19 protein-coding genes are annotated in these 17729 nt (G+C 69.8%); 13 read left to right on the top strand and 6 right to left on the bottom strand.

Annotation, left to right across the window (positions count from 1 at the left end; genetic code table 11):
• The first annotated feature begins 301 nt into the window (after nt 1-301).
• The 8 genes from ABD073_RS03580 to ABD073_RS03615 all read left to right on the top strand — a co-directional run bounded on the left by ABD073_RS03580 (nt 302) and on the right by ABD073_RS03615 (nt 7294).
• A complete protein-coding gene (locus ABD073_RS03580; protein WP_343872435.1) occupies nt 302-1048 on the top strand; it encodes a helix-turn-helix transcriptional regulator in 747 nt (248 codons plus the stop codon).
• Between the two features lies 1 nt (nt 1049).
• Nucleotides 1050-2498 (top strand): Fe-S cluster assembly protein SufB, encoded by a 1449-nt coding sequence (gene sufB, locus ABD073_RS03585; RefSeq protein ID WP_343872436.1) that lies wholly within the window; start codon nt 1050-1052, stop codon nt 2496-2498.
• 118 nt (nt 2499-2616) lie between these two features.
• Nucleotides 2617-3828, top strand: a complete 1212-nt coding sequence (gene sufD, locus ABD073_RS03590) for a Fe-S cluster assembly protein SufD (RefSeq protein WP_386751641.1) — start codon at nt 2617-2619, stop codon at nt 3826-3828.
• A complete protein-coding gene (locus ABD073_RS03595) occupies nt 3825-4157 on the top strand; it encodes a non-heme iron oxygenase ferredoxin subunit (protein WP_343872438.1) in 333 nt (110 codons plus the stop codon). Before sufD ends, ABD073_RS03595 begins: the two co-directional genes overlap by 4 nt.
• A 47-nt stretch (nt 4158-4204) precedes the next feature.
• A complete protein-coding gene (gene sufC, locus ABD073_RS03600; protein WP_343872439.1) occupies nt 4205-4972 on the top strand; it encodes a Fe-S cluster assembly ATPase SufC in 768 nt (255 codons plus the stop codon).
• Between the two features lie 95 nt (nt 4973-5067).
• On the top strand, nt 5068-6387 hold the full coding sequence (locus ABD073_RS03605) for a cysteine desulfurase (RefSeq protein ID WP_343872440.1): 1320 nt from the start codon (nt 5068-5070) through the stop codon (nt 6385-6387).
• A complete protein-coding gene (sufU, locus tag ABD073_RS03610; protein WP_343872441.1) occupies nt 6384-6836 on the top strand; it encodes a Fe-S cluster assembly sulfur transfer protein SufU in 453 nt (150 codons plus the stop codon). Before ABD073_RS03605 ends, sufU begins: the two co-directional genes overlap by 4 nt.
• A gap of 107 nt (nt 6837-6943) precedes the next feature.
• On the top strand, nt 6944-7294 hold the full coding sequence (locus ABD073_RS03615) for a metal-sulfur cluster assembly factor (protein ID WP_343872489.1): 351 nt from the start codon (nt 6944-6946) through the stop codon (nt 7292-7294).
• Here ABD073_RS03615 and thpR read toward each other — a convergent pair.
• The gene (thpR, locus tag ABD073_RS03620) at nt 7291-7857 is read right to left on the bottom strand and encodes an RNA 2',3'-cyclic phosphodiesterase (RefSeq protein ID WP_343872443.1); all 567 of its coding nucleotides are present in this window, start codon (nt 7855-7857) and stop codon (nt 7291-7293) included. The genes ABD073_RS03615 and thpR overlap by 4 nt on opposite strands.
• A gap of 44 nt (nt 7858-7901) precedes the next feature.
• Here thpR and ABD073_RS03625 point away from each other — a divergent pair, with 44 nt between their 5' ends.
• The 3 genes from ABD073_RS03625 to ABD073_RS03635 all read left to right on the top strand — a co-directional run bounded on the left by ABD073_RS03625 (nt 7902) and on the right by ABD073_RS03635 (nt 12391).
• Nucleotides 7902-9500, top strand: a complete 1599-nt coding sequence (locus tag ABD073_RS03625; protein ID WP_343872445.1) for an ABC-F family ATP-binding cassette domain-containing protein — start codon at nt 7902-7904, stop codon at nt 9498-9500.
• A gap of 83 nt (nt 9501-9583) precedes the next feature.
• Complete coding sequence (locus ABD073_RS03630) at nt 9584-10420, top strand: helix-turn-helix domain-containing protein (RefSeq protein WP_343872447.1); 837 nt, start codon at nt 9584-9586, stop codon at nt 10418-10420.
• Between the two features lie 111 nt (nt 10421-10531).
• Nucleotides 10532-12391, top strand: coding sequence for an ABC transporter ATP-binding protein (locus ABD073_RS03635; protein ID WP_343872448.1), 1860 nt, complete (start codon nt 10532-10534; stop codon nt 12389-12391).
• Between the two features lie 57 nt (nt 12392-12448).
• Here the strand turns inward: ABD073_RS03635 and ABD073_RS03640 are convergent, their stop codons facing one another.
• The 4 genes from ABD073_RS03640 to ABD073_RS03655 are packed head-to-tail and all read right to left on the bottom strand — an operon-like array spanning nt 12449 to nt 15249.
• Nucleotides 12449-13258: a putative RNA methyltransferase gene (locus tag ABD073_RS03640; protein ID WP_343872449.1), complete on the bottom strand. Its 810-nt coding sequence runs from the start codon at nt 13256-13258 to the stop codon at nt 12449-12451.
• A gap of 8 nt (nt 13259-13266) precedes the next feature.
• Entirely contained in the window at nt 13267-14040 is a 774-nt protein-coding gene (locus ABD073_RS03645; protein ID WP_343872451.1) for an SDR family oxidoreductase, read from the bottom strand.
• A gap of 15 nt (nt 14041-14055) precedes the next feature.
• A complete protein-coding gene (locus ABD073_RS03650) occupies nt 14056-14862 on the bottom strand; it encodes an SURF1 family cytochrome oxidase biogenesis protein (RefSeq protein WP_343872491.1) in 807 nt (268 codons plus the stop codon).
• A gap of 45 nt (nt 14863-14907) precedes the next feature.
• The gene (locus ABD073_RS03655; protein WP_343872452.1) at nt 14908-15249 is read right to left on the bottom strand and encodes a DUF3099 domain-containing protein; all 342 of its coding nucleotides are present in this window, start codon (nt 15247-15249) and stop codon (nt 14908-14910) included.
• 100 nt (nt 15250-15349) lie between these two features.
• On the opposite strand from ABD073_RS03655, the gene fabG reads away from it, so the two are divergent.
• Together fabG and fabI are read left to right on the top strand one after the other, a co-directional pair.
• Nucleotides 15350-16078, top strand: coding sequence for a 3-oxoacyl-ACP reductase FabG (fabG, locus tag ABD073_RS03660; RefSeq protein ID WP_343872453.1), 729 nt, complete (start codon nt 15350-15352; stop codon nt 16076-16078).
• A gap of 43 nt (nt 16079-16121) precedes the next feature.
• Nucleotides 16122-16895, top strand: a complete 774-nt coding sequence (gene fabI, locus ABD073_RS03665; RefSeq protein WP_343872454.1) for an enoyl-ACP reductase FabI — start codon at nt 16122-16124, stop codon at nt 16893-16895.
• Between the two features lie 49 nt (nt 16896-16944).
• Here the strand turns inward: fabI and ABD073_RS03670 are convergent, their stop codons facing one another.
• On the bottom strand, nt 16945-17700 hold the full coding sequence (locus tag ABD073_RS03670) for a hypothetical protein (RefSeq protein ID WP_343872456.1): 756 nt from the start codon (nt 17698-17700) through the stop codon (nt 16945-16947).
• Nucleotides 17701-17729 lie beyond the last annotated feature (29 nt).

Consider the following 17729-nt stretch of genomic DNA (forward strand, 5'->3'; position numbering starts at 1 on the left):
GGCCCCCGCCCCAACACCCTCACCCATGCCCCTCGCCGCTTGACGAGGAACATAGGGACACCCCCCCGGGGTTCGGCGTCCGGTCCGTACATTGAACACCCGGGGAATGGGGGCGCCAATCACCGCCCCCGCCGCGCGGGTTAGGAGCAAACTTAGCAGCGCTCACGGTTGCTTCGGCCCCGCCCGCCTGCCCGAATGGTCACGAGCGGCCTAACCAGCGATCTAGGCTTGCCTCACCTTGCTGGGTGAGGGAGTCTGGTCGGCTTGTACAACGGGGTGTCAATTAGGTAAGAATGGTGTTGTGGAAACTGACGGAACCCCCCTGCGCGGAGCGACGCCGGGCCCCGTCGACGCCGAGGAAGAGGCGTCCACCCGAGGCCGGGTCGCCCGCAGTATCCTGCAGCACGGTCCCAGCACCGCCGCGGAACTCGGCGAGCGGCTGCACCTGACCCCCGCCGCCATCCGACGGCACCTGGGCGTACTCACCGAGCAGGGTCACATCGAGCCCCGCGAGCAGCGCGTCTACGGCCAGCGTGGCCGCGGCCGCCCGGCCAAGGTCTTCGCGCTGACCGACGAGGGTCGCAAGACCTTCTACCAGGCCTATGACGAACTGGCCATCGAGGCGCTGCGCCACCTGGTGCGCGCCGCCGGGCCGGGGGCGGTCAATGCCCTGGCCGAGCAGCGCGTCTCCGACGTCGAGGCGGCCTACCACCGCTTCCGCGCCGACGACCCGCAGGGCAGCCCGGTTGACGCCCTGGCCCGCGCGCTGAACACCGACGGCTACGTGGCCAGCGTGCAGCCCTCGGCCAGCACCCAGCTGGGGGTCCCGGCCACCCAGCTGTGCCAGCACCACTGCCCGGTGGCCGCAGTCGCCGAGGAGTTCCCCCAGCTCTGCCAGGCCGAGACCGAGCTGTTCAGCAAGCTGTTGGGCAGCCACGTCCAGCGCCTGGCCACCATCGCCCACGGCGACGGGATCTGCACCACCAACATCCCGATGCCGCCCCTTCCTCCCAAGACCTCTGACGCAGACAACCGAAAGGCCAACTGATATGACCGACGTGCAGAACAAGCCGGTGGTGCCCGGTACCGGCGCCACCCAGGACGAGCACCTGGACGCGCTGGGCAACTACCGCTTCGGCTGGCACGACAAGGACGATGCCGGTGCCGCGGCCAAGCGTGGCCTGAACCCCGATGTCGTGAAGAACATCTCGGAGCTGAAGGACGAGCCGGAGTGGATGCTCGACCTGCGCCTCAAGGGCCTCAAGCTCTTCGAGCGCAAGCCGATGCCCACCTGGGGCGCCGACCTGACCGAGATCGACTTCGAGAACATCAAGTACTTCGTGCGCTCCACCGAGCGCCAGGCGCAGTCCTGGGAGGACTTGCCCGAGGACATCAAGAACACCTACGACAAGCTCGGCATCCCGGAGGCCGAGAAGGCCCGCCTGGTGGCCGGCGTCGCCGCCCAGTACGAGTCCGAGGTGGTCTACCACAAGATCAACGAGGAGCTGGAGCGCCAGGGAGTGATCTTCCTGGACACCGACACCGCGTTGAAGGAGCACCCCGAGATCTTCCAGGAGTACTTCGGCACCGTGATCCCGGTGGGCGACAACAAGTTCGCCGCCCTGAACACCTCGGTCTGGTCCGGTGGCTCGTTCATCTACGTCCCCAAGGGCGTCCACGTCGAGATCCCGTTGCAGGCCTACTTCCGGATCAACACGGAGAACATGGGCCAGTTCGAGCGCACCCTGATCATCGCCGACGAGGGCTCCTACGTGCACTATGTCGAGGGCTGCACCGCCCCAATCTACAAGTCGGACTCACTGCACTCGGCCGTCGTGGAGATCGTGGTGAAGAAGAACGCCCGCGTGCGCTACACCACCATCCAGAACTGGTCGAACAATGTCTTCAACCTGGTCACCAAGCGCGCCACCTGCGAGGAGGGCGCCACCATGGAGTGGATCGACGGCAACATCGGTTCCAAGGTGACCATGAAGTACCCGGCGGTCTACCTGATGGGCGAGCACGCCAAGGGCGAGACCCTGTCCATCGCCTTCGCCGGCGAGGGCCAGCACCAGGACGCCGGCTCCAAGATGGTGCACTGCGCCCCGCACACCAGCTCCTCGATCATCTCCAAGTCGGTGGCCCGCGGGGGCGGCCGCTCCTCCTACCGTGGCCTGGTGGAGGTGCAGGAAGGCGCCTCGCAGTCGGCCTCCAGCGTGAAGTGCGATGCCCTGCTGGTGGACACCATCAGCCGCTCCGACACCTACCCCTACGTCGACGTGCGCGAGGACGACGTCTCGATGGCCCACGAGGCCACCGTCTCGAAGGTCTCCGACGACCAGCTCTTCTACCTGATGCAGCGTGGTCTCGAGGAGGACGAGGCCATGGCCATGATCGTGCGCGGCTTCGTCGAGCCGATCGCCCGCGAGCTGCCGATGGAGTACGCCCTGGAGCTGAACCGTCTGATCGAGCTCCAGATGGAAGGCGCCGTGGGCTGACGCCCGCACAGCCCCGCCACCGCCTCATCCGAACACCACAAGGAAAGACCACACTGTGAGCACTCCCGACACGGACACCCGTCCTGACGGCACCGATCCGAACACCTCGGTGGACCAGATGCCGACCGAGACCACCGACACCGGCCTCGAGCTGACCACGCCCGAGGGCGTCCCGGCCCCGAACGTGGCCGGCGCGGTGGAGACCGTGGCCTCGCACCTGCACCCCACCCCCTCGTGGGACCTGGCCGACCATCCCGAGCCGACCGGCCGCGAGGAGGTCTGGCGCTTCACCCCGATGAAGCGGATCCGTCCGCTGCTGCGCGCCGAGGTCACCAGCGACAACCTCACCTGGCAGACCAGTTTGCCCGCCGGCGTGAGCCTCACCTCGATCGACTCCGAGCAGGCCCGTGAGCTCGCCGTCGAGGCCCCGCTGGACCGGGTCTCCGCCCTGGCCGCCCAGAACGCCGGCTATGCGGCGCTGCTGGACATCCCGGCCGAGAGCGAGCTGTCCGAGCCCGTGCTGCTGACCGGCACCGGCACCGGCGGCGTGGTTAGCGACCACATGGTGATCCGGGTGGGCGCCTTCAGCAAGGCCACCGTGATCTTGCACTACAAGGGTGACGTCACCTTTGCCGAGAAGCTGGACGTGCGCGTCGGCGACGGCGCCAAGGTCAGCATTGTGACCCTGCAGGACTGGGACGACACCGCGGTGCACGGCGGCCAGCGCTCCGTGCTGGTGGGTCGCGACGCCCACGTCAAGATGGTCACCACCTCCCTGGGCGGCGACGTGATCCGTCTGCAGGAGGACGTGCGCTATGCCGGCCCCGGCGGCGAGCTGGAGCAGTACGGCCTCTACTTCGTGGACGCCGGCCAGCACATCCAGCACCGCATCTTCGTCGACCACAACGCCCCGCAGACCAAGTCCAATGTGGACTACCGCGGCGCGCTGCAGGGTGACGGGGCCCACTCCGTCTGGATCGGCGACGTGCTGATCCGCAAGGTGGCCGAGGGTATCGAGACCTACGAGTCCAACAAGAACCTGGTGCTCACCGACGGCTGCAAGGCCGACAGCGTGCCGAACCTGGAGATCGAGACCGGTGAGATCGCTGGCGCCGGCCACTCCTCGACCACCGGCCGCTTCGACGACAACCAGCTCTTCTACCTGATGAGCCGCGGCATCCCCGAGCCCGAGGCCCGCCGCCTGGTGGTGCACGGCTTCTTCGTCGACATCGTGCGCCGCATCGGCGTCGAGACCGTCGAGGCACGCCTGATGGAGGCCGTCGAGAAGGAGCTCGCCGTCGTCGCGCCGACCATCGAGCAGCAGGCATGAGCTTCGTCGATGCCTGCGAGCTCGCCGAGCTGACCGACCTCCCGCTGGGCGTGGAGGTGGGCGATGCCGAGCTGGCCATCGTGAAGGTGGGCGAGGAGATCTTCGCCATCACCGACGAGTGCTCGCACGGCAAGGTGCCGCTCAGCGAGGGCGACGTCGTCGACTGCTCCATCGAGTGCTACCTGCACGGGTCGGCCTTCGACCTGCGCACCGGGGCCGCGCTCAACCTGCCCGCCACCGAGCCCGTGCCGGTCTACCCCACGCGGGTGGTCGACGGCATGGTCCAGGTGGACCTGGACAACCCGATCGATCCCGCGGCGCTGGCCTGACCACGCGGCCGCCACAGACCACCACTGAACAGAAACCTGGAGAAGCAATGTCCAAGCTGGAAATCATCGACCTGCACGTCGACGTCGAGACCGAAACCGGTCCCAAGCCGATCCTCAAGGGCGTGAACCTGACCATCAATGACGGCGAGGTGCACGCCATCATGGGCCCGAACGGCTCCGGCAAGTCCACCATGGCCTACGCCATCGCCGGCCACCCCAAGTACACGATCACCTCCGGCAAGGTGCTGCTCGACGGGCAGGACCTCACCGAGATGACCGTCGACGAGCGCGCCCGCGCCGGCCTCTTCCTGGCCATGCAGTACCCGGTGGAGGTTCCCGGCGTCAGCGTGACCAACTTCCTGCGCGCCGCCAAGACCGCCCTGGACGGCGAGGCCCCCAAGCTGCGCACCTGGACCAAGGACGTCAAGGGCGCCCTGGCCGGCATGCAGCTCGAGGACGACTTCGCCACCCGCTCGGTCAACGAGGGCTTCTCCGGCGGCGAGAAGAAGCGCCACGAGATCGCCCAGCTGGAGCTGCTCAACCCGAAGGTCGCCGTCCTGGACGAGACCGACTCCGGCCTGGACATCGACGCCCTGCGCGTCGTCTCCGAGGGCGTCAACCGCTTCAGCCAGCAGGGTGACCGCGGCGTGCTGCTGATCACCCACTACACCCGCATCCTGCGCTACGTGCACCCCACTCACGTGCACGTCTTCGTCGACGGCCGGATGGTCGAGGAGGGCGGCAAGGAGCTGGCCGAGCAGCTCGAGCTCGAGGGCTACGAGAAGTACGTGAAGGCGGCCCAGGCGCAGGCCTGATCCGCACCCCGGGGAGCAGGCTCCCCACACAGCCACACCACACGGCGTCGCAGCCCGCTGCGGCGCCGCGTGTGCCCCATGGATGAGAGGTTCTGATGAACCACGACTACGACGTCGAGGCGATCCGCCGCGACTTCCCGATCCTGCAGCGCAGGGTGGGGGAGAACCCGCTGGTCTACCTCGACTCGGCCAACACCTCGCAGAAGCCGACGGTGGTGGTCGAGGCGATCGCCGACACCTATCTGCACCACAACGCCAATGTCGCGCGCGCCATGCACCAGCTGGGCCTGGAGGCCACCGAGGCCTTTGAGGGCGGGCGTGACCGGGTGGCCACGTTCATCGGCGCCCCGCAGCGCGGCGAGGTGGTCTTCACGAAGAACGCCTCCGAGGCGCTGAACCTGGCGGCCAACAGCCTGGGCGCCTCGCTGGGCCCCGGCGACGAGGTGCTGGTCTCCGTGATGGAGCACCACTCCAACATCGTGCCCTGGCAGCTGGTCTGCGAGCGCACCGGCGCCACCCTGCGCTGGTTCGACATCACCGACGAGGGCCGGCTCGACCTGGAGGCCGCCGAGCGCGACGGCCTGGTCAACGAGCGCACCAAGGTCGTCTCGATCACCTGGATCAGCAATGTGGTGGGCACGGTGAACCCGGTGCGCCAGATCGCCGAGATGGCCCATGCCGTGGGCGCGGTGCTCGTGGTCGACGGTTCGCAGGGCGTGCCGCAACGACCCACCGACGTGACCGAGCTGGGCTGCGACCTGCTGGCCTTCACCGGCCACAAGCTGTGCGGGCCCACCGGCATCGGCGTGCTCTGGGGCCGCTACGACCTGCTGGCCTCCCTGCCCCCCTTCCTGGGCGGCGGCGAGATGATCGAGGTGGTGCGCATGGAGGGCTCCACCTTCGCCGCCCCGCCGCACCGTTTCGAGGCGGGTACTCCGCCGATCGTGCAGGCCCATGGCCTGGGCGTCGCCCTGGACTACCTGTCCGGGATCGGCATGGACCGGGTGGCCGCCCACGAGCAGGAGGTCACCGCCCTGATGCTCAGCCGGCTGCAGGACGTCGACGGGCTGCGCATCCTGGGGCCCACCGAGGCCGTCCAGCGTGGTGGCGCGGTGAGCTTCACCCTGGACGGGGTGCACCCGCACGACATCATGCAGATGCTGGACTCGCGCGGCATCGCCGTGCGCGGTGGCCACCACTGCGCCCGCCCGCTGCACGACCGGCTCGGGGTGCAGAGCTCGGTGCGTGCCTCCGGCTACCTGTACACGACGAAGGCCGAGGTGGAGGCGCTGGCCGAGGCGCTGGACTGGACCCGCGACTTCTTCCAGGGGCGGCAGGCTGCTGGTGGCGGCAGCATCGAGGCGCGTCGCGCGGCCCGTCGCGCCGCCCGCCAGGACGACAGGAGTGCACGATGAGCGAGCAGCAGATGGTGGAGCAGATGTACCAGGAGATCATCCTGGACCACTACAAGGCGAAGCTGAACTCCGGCCTGCGCGAGCCCTTCGACGCCGAGGTGCACCACGTCAATCCCTCCTGCGGCGACGAGATCACCCTGCGGGTGGAGCTCGACGGCGGCAAGGTGGGCGATGTCAGCTACCACGCGGAGGGCTGCTCCATCTCGCAGGCCTCCACCTCGGTGATGACCGACCTGGTGATCGGTCGCGAGACCGCCGACGTGATGGCCCTGCACGACGAGTTCCTGGAGATGATGCAGTCCCAGGGCAAGGCCGAGCCCGACGAGGACCGTCTGGAGGACGGGATCGCCTTCGTCGGTGTCTCCCAGTTCCCCGCCCGCGTGAAGTGCGCAATGCTCGGCTGGTCGGCCGTCCGCGACGCCGTGCTGCGCGCCCAGGCCCAGGCCTGACCCGACAAGTTTTCCAACCGAAGGAGACCCACGTGTCCGTCCCACCCGAGAGCCCGGACTTCGACCGCGGCGAGACCGCCGAGGTGCCGGCGCAGCGCCCTTCCGACCTGGTCAAGGACGAGCTGCCCACCGGCATCCCCACCAGCCCGCGGCCCAGCGTCGAGGACATCGAGGAGGCCATGCGCGACGTGGTCGACCCCGAGCTGATGGTCAACGTCGTCGACCTGGGCCTGGTCTACGGCATCCACGTCGACGAGGAGAACAACGCCACCATCGACATGACGCTGACCAGCCCCACCTGCCCGCTCACCGACCAGATCGAGTACGACACCCACAATGTGCTCGATGGCCTGGTGAACTCGGCCACCATCAACTGGGTCTGGCTGCCGCCGTGGTCGCTGGAGATGATCACCGACGAGGGCCGCGAACAGCTGCGGGCCGTCGGTTTCAACGTCTAGCCTCCCAGCGGGAAGGTGGCGGCCACGGTGTGCTCGGCGTGGCCGCGAATCCCCAGCACCGAGCGCACCAGCACGATCTCCTCGACCCGCCACGGGTCACTGCGCAGGGCCCGGAGCCAGGCGGCGTCAGCCGCATGGTTGCGGGCCTTGTTCGTCCTGGCCAGTGTGAGGTGCGGCTGGTAGGGCCCCTCGGGGTGCTCCAGGCCCAGGCCGCCGGCCAGGCTGCGGCAGTCCTGCGCCAGCGCCGGCAGCGAGTCCGTCGGGTCGTCCAGCAGGCCGATCAGGTGACGTGCCCAGGTAAGTTCAGGAAAGGCACCGCCGCCGGCCAGGGCCAGCTCGAAGCCGGGTCGGGCGGTGGCCAGGCAACGCAGTCCGTCCACCAGCTCCGGGACCAGGTGGTCGCGGACATTGGGGGTGAAGAGCAGCGTGACATGCCACTGCTGCTCGGGATTCCAGCGCAGCGGCCTCCCGGTGAGCGCCGCACGGGGCCCCACCAGCTGGTCCCGCAGCTGGGCCGTCGTGGTGGCATCGGGCTGGATGGCGACGAACAGGCGCTGGCTCATGCGCCAATTCAACCGTGCGGCCGCGACGTGGGAGACTGGAGGACGTGCTTCAGATCAAGGACCTCGAGGTCAGGGCGGGTGCCCGGCTGCTGCTTTCCCCCATCTCCTTCCAGGTGATCCCGGGCGACCGGATCGGCCTGGTGGGCCGCAACGGTGCCGGCAAGACCACGCTGACCCGGATCCTGGCGGGGGATGGGATGCCGGCCGCAGGCAGTGTCGTCCGTAGTGGCCAGCTCGGCTACCTGCCGCAGGACCCGCGCGACGGCGACCTCAACGTGCTCGCCCGCGACCGGATCCTCTCGGCGCGCGGGCTGGACCGGGTCATCGTCAAGATGCGCGACCTGGAGCAGACCATGAGCACCGCCACCGGCGAGGAGCGCGAGGCGGCGATGAGCTCCTACACCAAGGCGGAGGCGCAGTTCGTCGCGGCCGGCGGCTACGGCGCGGAGAGCGAGGCGCACCGGATCGCCGCCAACCTGGCGCTGCCCGACCGGGTGCTGGCCGAGCCGCTGCGCAACCTGTCCGGTGGCCAGCGACGACGCATCGAGCTGGCGCGGATCCTGTTCTCCGGAGCGGACACGCTGCTGCTGGACGAGCCCACCAACCACCTCGACGCCGACTCGATCGCCTGGCTGCGTGACTTCCTCAAGACCTATCCCGGTGCGCTGATGATGATCAGCCACGACACCGACCTGCTCGACGCGATCGTGAACAAGGTCTACCACCTGGACGCGAACCGTGCCGAGATGGACATCTACTCGATGAGCTGGAAGCTCTACCTCAAGCAGCGCGAGACCGACGAGAAGCGTCGCCGTCGCGAGCGAGCCAATGCCGAGCGCAAGGCCGCGCAGCTCTTCGCCCAGGCCGACAAGCTGGGCGCGAAGGCCACCAAGGCCGCCGCGGCGCACAACATGGCGCGTCGTGCCGAGCGGATGCTGGCCGGGCTGGAGGACGAGCGCGAGGCCGACAAGGTGGCGCGGATCCGCTTCCCGGAGCCTGCCCCGGTGGGCAAGGTGCCGCTGATGGCCGAGGGGTTGAGCAAGTCCTACGGTTCGCTGGAGGTCTTCACCGGCGTCGACCTGGCCATCGACAAGGGCTCCAAGGTGGTCATCCTGGGCCTGAACGGCGCCGGCAAGACCACCATGCTGCGCATCCTGGCCGGGGTGGAGGAGGCCGACACCGGCGAACTGCTCCCGGGCCACGGCCTGCGGATCGGCTACTTCGCCCAGGAGCACGACCTGATCGACCTCACCTCCAGCGTGCTTGACAACATGGTGGCCAGCGCGCCGAACATGAATGCCACCGAGTGCCGCAAGGTGCTGGGATCCTTCCTGTTCACCGGCGACGACGTGGACAAGCCCGCCCGGGTGCTCTCCGGTGGCGAGAAGACCCGGCTGGCGCTGGCCATGCTGGTGGTCAGCTCCGCCAACGTGCTGCTGCTTGACGAGCCCACCAACAACCTCGACCCGGCCTCGCGCGAGGAGGTGCTCAATGCCATCCGCAGCTACACCGGCGCGGTGGTGCTGGTCACCCACGACGAGGGCGCCGTGCACGCCCTGGACCCCGACCGGGTGCTGGTACTGCCGGAGGGCGATGAGGACCTGTGGAGCCCGGAGTACGCGGACCTGATCTCGCTGGCCTGAGTGCTCGTCGCGCCTGCTGCCGTCGGGCCCGCCGGTGTGCTTTGATCTTGGTCACACATCCGCACCCGTGAAGGGGACAGGCCATGGCCACCAGCAAGCCCACCGCCACCAGCCAGCTCGCGCCCGGCGCGCGGATCACGGGGGAGCAGCGCCGCGCTGTCGCCGCTGAGCTCGCGGCCCGCTACGCCGCTGGTGAGGCGATCCGGTCCATGGCTGATGATCTTGGCCGCTCCTACGGCTGGGTGCAGGGCCTGCTCAAGGAGCACGGCGTCGAGCTGCGGGGCCGCGGTGGGGCCACCCGCGGCGCGGCCGGAGAGGCTCGCGCCAGGCTGACCAACCCGCGTCGCAGCACCAGCCGGGCCAGTATCGACGAGGCCATCGCACCGGTGAAGCGGCAGGCCAGGGCCGCCGTCGACGCACCCACCCCGCGCCGCCGCAGCGGGGCTACCCCGCCGGCGCCGGTGGTCACTGACCCTTCGGCCCAGCACGCCAAGGCCGTGAAGCCCGAGAAGAGCGTCAAGGCCGACACATCCACCAGGGCCGAGAAGCGTTCCAAGGGCGACCAGGCCACCAAGGCCAAGAAGCCGAGCAAGGCCAAGAAGGCCGACAAGATCGAGAAGCTTGGCAGGATCGAGAAGCCCGCCAAGGTCGAGAAGGTGACCAAGGTCGACACGTCGGCGAAGGCAGAGAAGGTGGCCAAGGCGGACAAGCCGGTGAAGGACAAGCTGGCCAAGGCGGACAAGCCGGTGAAGGACAAGCTGGCCAAGGACCAGGACGTCAAGGACAAGCCGGTCAAGGACCAGGACGTCAAGGACAAGCCGGTCAAGGACAAGGACGCCAAGGACAAGGCCGGCAAGAAGAAGTCCGGCAAGGGCGACTCCCAGAAGTCGAAGAAGAAGTCCGCGAAGAAGGGCGCGTAGCACTCGCCTCGCGACGTGCGCGGCCGGCCGGGAATACCGGCCGGCCGTTCCGCGTTGCAGGGCTGGACGATATATCGATGAACGTCCCAACGATGAGGACGAGGAGAGTGCATGAGTGGAATGGGTGGCCCGGGAGGGCGCATGATGGGGGGCCTCAAGAAGGACCCCGAGGTCAAGAACCACAAGCTGGCGCCGGGAACCGTGCGCCGCATCGCCGGCTACGGCCGGCCCTATGTAGGGCTGCTGGTGATCTTCCTGGTCTGCGTGGTGCTCGCCGCAGCAGCCGGGGTGGTCCCGCCCCTGATCTTCAAGCGGATCATCGACGACGGCGTGCTGCAGGGCAACACCCGCCTGGTGCTGCAGCTGGCCGGCGTGGTGGCCCTGCTGGCGGTGCTGGACGCGGTGCTCAGCATCGTGAACCGCTGGTGCTCGGCCCGCGTCGGCGAGGGACTGATCTACGACCTGCGCAGCCAGGTCTTCGACCACGTCTCGTCGATGCCGCTGGCCTTCTTCAGCCGGACCCACACCGGCAAGCTGGTGAGCCGGCTGCAGTCGGACGTGCTGGGTGCCCAGCGCGCCTTCACCACCACGCTGTCCAGCGTGCTGAGCAATGTCATCTCGCTGGTGCTGGTGCTGGCCGCCATGATGAGCCTGTCGTGGAAGCTGACCCTCGCCTCGCTGGTGCTGCTGCCGATCTTCCTGATCCCGGCGCGCGTGGTGGGCGGCCGGCTGGCCTCGCTCACCCGTGACTCGATGCAGCTGAACGGCGACCTGTCGGCCATGATGACCGAACGCTTCACCGTCTCCGGCGCCCTGCTGGTGAAGCTCTTCGGGCGCCCCGCCACCGAGCACGAGCTCTTCGCCACCAAGGCCGACGAGCTGCGCCGCAATGGCGTCACCATCGCCATGGTGGGCCGGCTGTTCATGACGGCCATGACCCTGGTGGCGGCGCTGGCGACCGCCCTGGTCTACGGAGCGGGCGGCTGGATGGCGATCCGCCAGGAACTCACCGTCGGCACGCTGACCGCCCTGGCCGGCCTGCTGGCCCAGCTCTACGGACCGCTGGTGCAGCTCACCAATGTGCGCGTCGACGTGATGAGCGCGCTGGTCAGCTTCGAGCGGGTCTTCGAGGTGCTCGACCTCAAGCCGCTGATCAGTGACCGGCCCGATGCGCGTCGTGCCTCCGGCGTGGCCAGCATCGACTTCGACCAGGTGCACTTCACCTACCCCGATCCCGAGCTGGTCTCGCTGTCCTCGCTGGAGCCGGTCGCCCCCGGCCACGAGAGCCGAAACCAGAAGGTGCTCGACGGGGTGGACTTCCACGTCGCACCGGGCCAGACCTTCGCCCTGGTGGGCCCCTCCGGGGCGGGCAAGACCACCATCACGAACCTGCTCACCCGGCTCTACGACGTCACCGGTGGCAGCGTACGGATCGGTGGCGATGACGTGCGCGAGCTCACGCAGGCCTCGCTGCAGGACATGGTGGGCTATGTCACCCAGGACGCCCACATGTTCCACGACACCATCCGCAACAACCTGCTCTACGCCGCCCCCGGCGCCACCGAGCAGCAGATCACCGAGGCGCTGCAGGCGGCCCAGATCTGGGAGCTGGTGCAGCGCCTGCCCGACGGCCTGGACACCATGGTGGGGGAGCGCGGCTACCGCCTCTCCGGCGGTGAGCGCCAGCGCTTCGCGATCGCCCGGCTGCTGCTGAAGGCACCGCCGATCGTGGTCCTGGACGAGGCCACCGCCCACCTGGACTCGGAGAGCGAGGTGGCCGTGCAGAAGGCGCTGGACGCCGCCATGCAGGACCGCACCAGCGTGGTGATCGCCCACCGGTTGTCCACCGTGCGGGCGGCCGACCAGATCCTGGTGCTGGAGGGTGGCCGGATCGTCGAGCGCGGCACCCACGACGAGCTGCTGGCTGCCGGCGGCGAGTACGCCGAGCTCTACGCCAGCCAGTTCGCCTGAGCCAGCACCCGCTGCCGCCGAGCCGGTCGCGCCGCCCCGCCGGGCGGTGCGCCCGGCTCAGCCGCCGTTGGGGCGGCGGAAGATGGTGAGCTGGACATCGGCCTCCACCGTCATGTCCCGTTGCACCGCGGCATGCTCGTGGAAGGCATTGGGCCCCATCTGCACCAGGTCGGACAGGTCCTGGGCACCCAGGTCCATGCTCCACCGGATCCGCTGGGTCCAGACGGCCTCGAAGGCGCCGGACATGGTCCGGTTCAGCCGGGCCAGCTTGTCCGCCTCGACGTCGAGCAGGCCCAGCGCCTCACGCGCCTGCGCCAGGTGGCCGGCATTGGGGGTGACCACCGCCAGCGTCGCGCCGGGAGCGCAGACCCGGGCGAACTCCGCCGGGTTGCGCGGTGCGAAGACACACAGCAGGGCGTCGACATGGCCGCTGCGCACCGGCAGCCCGGCCCAGGTGTCGGCCACCACGGCGCCCATCCGCTCGTGCGCCCGGGCAGCGCGTCGGCAGGCGGGCACCGAGACGTCGGTGGCCAGCCCGACCGCTTGCGGCAGCGCCTCGAGCAGCCCGGCCAGGTAGTGGCCGGTGCCGGCGCCCACCTCGAGCAGGCGGCGTGCCGAACCGATCCGTCGGGCCAGGGCCTGCTCGATGGGGCGGTAGTGGCCGGCGGACAGGAAGCGGTCACGGGCAGCCACCATGTCCGCCCTGTCGGCATTGGCCGGCGCGGCGCGGCCCAGCAGGTTCACATAGCCCTGCTTCGCAAGGTCGAAGCTGTGGCCGCGGGGACACACCAGGCTGCGCCCCTCGAGCAAGAGTCGGCCCTGGCACTGCGGGCAGGCCAGCAGGGCCAGGGCCTTCTCGATCGCCATGGGGGTCCTCAGACGGTGCGCATGGCGCCGCCGTCGACGGGCACCACGCAGCCGGACATGTAGCCGGCGGCATCGGAGAGCAGGAAGGTGGCCACCCGGCCGAACTCGTCGGGCTCGCCCATCCGGCGCAGCGGCACCTGCGACTCCACCAGCTCGCGCGCAGCCTTCGGGTCGCTGGCCTGCTCGAACAGGTAGGTCATCCGGCCGGTGGCGATGGAGCCGGGCATCAGGCCCACCACGCGGCCGCCGTCGGGGCCCACCTCGTCGGCCAGCTGCTTGACCAGCATGCCCAGCCCGGGGCGCAGGCCGTTGGAGATGGCCATGCCGGGCAGCGGCACCCGGGTGGAGGTGGACAGCACCAGGGCCAGCCGGGCCCGCGGGTTCTGCGCGTAGACCGCGCGGGCCACCCGCAGGGCGGGCAGGAAGACCGAGGAGAAGGCGGTGGTCCACTGCTCGTCGGTGTTCTCCAGCACGTGGCCGGCCGGGGGGCCTCCGACGCTGACCAGGGCGCCGTCCACCTGGCCGAAGACCTCTAGGGCGCGGGTGATCGCCTCGGTGACGGTGTCGGCCTCCAGCAGGTCGCCGGCCATCGGCACGACGCGCGGCGCGTCCTCGGGGGCGTCGCCGTTCAGCTCGGTGGCCACCTCGGCCAGCGCCTCCTCACGTCGGGCCACCAGCACCACGCGGGCACCCTCGGCCACGAGCTGGCGGGCGCTGGCGAGTCCCAGGCCCGAGCTGGCGGCCGTCACCAGGAAGACCTTGTCGGCAAGTCCCAGATCCATCGCGGAATCTCCTCGTCACTCGTCCTCGCCCGTGCGGCGCGGTGCTGTGAGGCTATCGGTGGATTCGCGATTCTCCGCCTGGGCGGCTGCCTTTTCGCGACGAGCGAGCGCCTTGCGGCGGTCGCGCAGGTCGCCGCGGACCAGGATCGCGGCGCCGATCACCGCGATCACGGTGAAGGTGAACCACTGCAGGGCATAGGAAAGGTGCGGTCCCTCGGTGAGCTCGGGCGGGGTGATCGGCTGCAGGTCACCGGCCTGCGGCACCGAGCTGTCGATCAGGCCGACGTAGCCGTCCAGCAGCGTGTAGGGCAGGTGCTGGCTCAGCACCTCGGTGTTCACCAGCCGCACCGTGCCCTGCTCGGGGAGCATGGCATTGGGCTTGTCGTCGTACTCGCTGCGCTTCACGTAGCCGGTGACCGTGACCCGTCCGGTGGGGGGATCGGGCAGCACCGCGATCTCGTTGGCGCCCTGGGCGCGCGGGATGAAGCCCCGGTCCACCAGCAGCCAGTCGCCCTGCTCGGTGCGCATCGGGGTGAGCACCTCGCTGCCGGCCTTGCCGCCCTGGTTGCGCAGCATGGCCTGCAGCTGGTGCTTCGCGTCATAGCTGCCGGTGACGCTGACCCGCTGCCACTGCGGGTCGTCGCCGATCGGACCGCCGAAGACCTCCTGGTAGGGCTTGACCGGCTGGTTGTGGAAGGCGGTGATGCGGGCATTGGTCTCTCGGCGCTGCTCCAGACGGTGCAGCTGCCACTCGCCGAGCCGGACGAAGAGCGAGCCCAGCAGCACCACGAACAGCAGCAGGGCCAGCCAGCGCATCCACATCTTCTTCACCCGGCCGAGCCTACTCGCACCCGTCGCGGGCCCGGTTCAGGCGGCGGGGTGGTGGCCGTCGTCGACGACCTCGCCGCGGATCACCGGCGCGGCCCCCAGCTGCGGCAGCTCCACCGGCTCCTCGTCGTGCGGGGCCAGGTCTGCCGGGTTGGTGCGGTTCTCGCGGGCATTGGCCAGCACCACGGCGATCGCCGGGAGCACGGCGGCACCCGCCACGGCCACGATCTTCCAGATGCCCGGCACGACGAACATCAGCAGGAAACAGGCGGTGCGCAGCAGCATGGTCCACACATAGCGACGCTGGCGCATCTCGACGTCCTCCGAGCGGGAGCGTCGCGCGCTGGTGATGGTGGGGCGTGCCCCCTCGCTGCGTGCCACGCGCCAACTGTACGCCGCTGCCGAATCCTCCAAAGATGCCCGGACGACATTGTGGTCCCGCCCAGCCCTGGCCCGTCGAGGCGGCGGATAGCGTGGCACGGTGAGCCAGAGCAGCGAAGAATTCGTCCCCCGCAGCGTCCTCGTCACCGGTGGCAGCAAGGGCATCGGCCGCGAGATCGCCTCCGACCTGCTGCGTGCCGGGCACAAGGTGGCCGCCACCTACCGCTCCGGTGACGTGCCCGAGGGCGTGCTGGGCGTGCGGTGCGAGATCAACGACCCGGAGCAGGTGGAGGCCGCCTTCGCCGAGGTGGAGGCCGCCCACGGCCCGGTCGAGATCCTGGTGGCCAATGCCGGCATCACCCGCGACGGCCTGCTGATGCGGATGAGCGACGAGGACTTCTCGGCCGTCGTCGACACCAACCTCACCGGCACCTTCCGCGTCGTGAAGCGTGCGGTGCGCCCCATGATGAAGCAGCGCCACGGACGCATCGTGCTGATCAGCTCCGTGGTGGCCCTGCTGGGCTCCGCCGGCCAGGTGAACTACGCCAGCTCCAAGGCGGCCCTGGTGGGCATGGCCCGCAGCGTGGCCCGTGAGCTGGGTGGGCGCGGCATCACCTGCAATGTGGTGGCCCCCGGCTTCATCGAGACGGACATGACCGCCGTCCTGGACGAGCAGACCATCAAGGGCTACCAGTCCCGCATCCCGGTGGGGAAGCTGGGCCAGACCGCCGACGTGGCCGCCGCGGTGCGCTATCTCAGCAGCGATGCCGCGGGCTATGTCACCGGTGCCGTGCTGCCGGTCGACGGCGGTCTCGGCATGGGACACTGAGCCCCGGCCCGAACCACCCCACCCCCGCACAAGAAGGCAGTACATGGGAATTCTCGAAGGCAAGTCCATCCTGGTCACCGGCGTGACCCACAACACCTCGATCGCCTACCAGGTGGCCAAGATCGCGCAGGAGCAGGGGGCCACCGTGGTGGTCTCCAACTTTGGCCGCGCGATGAGCCTGACCAACCGCGTGGTGCGGTCGCTGGACCCCGCGCCGGCCGTGATCGAGCTGAACGTGACCGACGAGCAGCAGCTGGCCGGTCTGGCCGACCAGCTGCGCGAGCTGGGCATCGAGCGCCTCGACGGCGTGGTGCACTCCATCGCCTATGCCAACCCGGAGACTGCCCTGGGCGGTGGCTTCCTGACCACCCCGTGGTCCGACGTGGGTGACGCGGTGCAGATCTCCGCCTACTCGCTGGTGAGCCTGACCATGGCCTGCAAGCCGCTCTTCGGTGACGAGGCCAGCGTGGTGGGCCTCACCTTCGACGCCCGCGTCTCCTGGCCCACCTATGACTGGATGGGCGTGGCGAAGGCCGCCCTGGAGTCCACCACCCGTTACCTGGCCCGCTTCCTGGGCCCGGAGGGCGTGCGCGCCAATGTGGTGGCCGCCGGCCCGCTGGACACCATCGCCAAGAAGGCGATCCCCGGCTCCGGCACCTTCAACGACCTGTGGGAGCAGCGAGCCCCGCTGGGCTGGGACACCACCGACGCGGTGCCCACCGCCAAGGCCGTCGTGGCCCTGCTCAGCGACTGGTTCCCCAAGACCACCGGCGAGATGGTGCACGTCGACGGCGGCGTGCACTCGATGGGCGGCTGAACCGCCTCGACCCATGCGCCACCGGCCCGAGCCGGACGGTGTCGACAGATCAGTGCAGCGAGCGCTGCGGCCAGCTGGCCGCAGCGCTCACTGCGTCCAGGGCCACCTCCAGCAGCTCGCGCAGGTGCTTCTCACGCACCAGTACCGCGTGGGAGTGCAGCACCTCGGACTGTGCGGCCAGCGCCTGCTCGGAGGCGGCCAGCAGCAGCCAGGCACGGTCCAGCAGGAGCTGTGAGCGCTCCGGGTAGTGCGCCCCCAGCACCGGCGCATGGATGGCGTCGGGACGCTGCCCGGCCACCACGCCCAGCTCGGCCAGCGCCTGCGCCCCCTGGCCCACCAGCCGCGTCAGGCTGCGCGCGGCCTCGCGAGGGTCGGGCGGTGGCAGCGGGCGTTCCAGCCGAGCCAGGCGCCACTGCACACCCTCGCCCACCTGCTGCCCGAACCAGGCCAGCGAACCGTCGTGAGTGGTCACCACCGCGCCGGCCTCCAGCGCCAACCGGTTGGCCTGCAGCGGACCGCGCAGCCCTGCCATCCGTCCCGGGCGAGGGATCAGCAGGGCCCAGACCGGCGGGGCCGACCCGATGGCGCCACCGGGTCCGGCCGCCGGCCGGCCACCGTGCGCCAGGCGCGCCAGGGCCAGTCGGAGCGGCACCTGGGCCAGCGGGTCGAGGCCCAGCAGCTGGTCGGGGTCGTGGACGTGGTGGGCCGTGCCGCGCCGCACCAGGGCCTCGGCATCCGGCGCCGTCAGGCGGCCCTCGGCCATCGCGTTCAGGCTGGAGCACAGAGCCAGGCAGAGGTCGAGCACGACGACGAGGATACGCGGCCACGACAAGG

The organism is Luteococcus peritonei (assembly GCF_039526385.1).
In the GTDB taxonomy this organism is placed as follows: domain Bacteria; phylum Actinomycetota; class Actinomycetes; order Propionibacteriales; family Propionibacteriaceae; genus Luteococcus; species Luteococcus peritonei.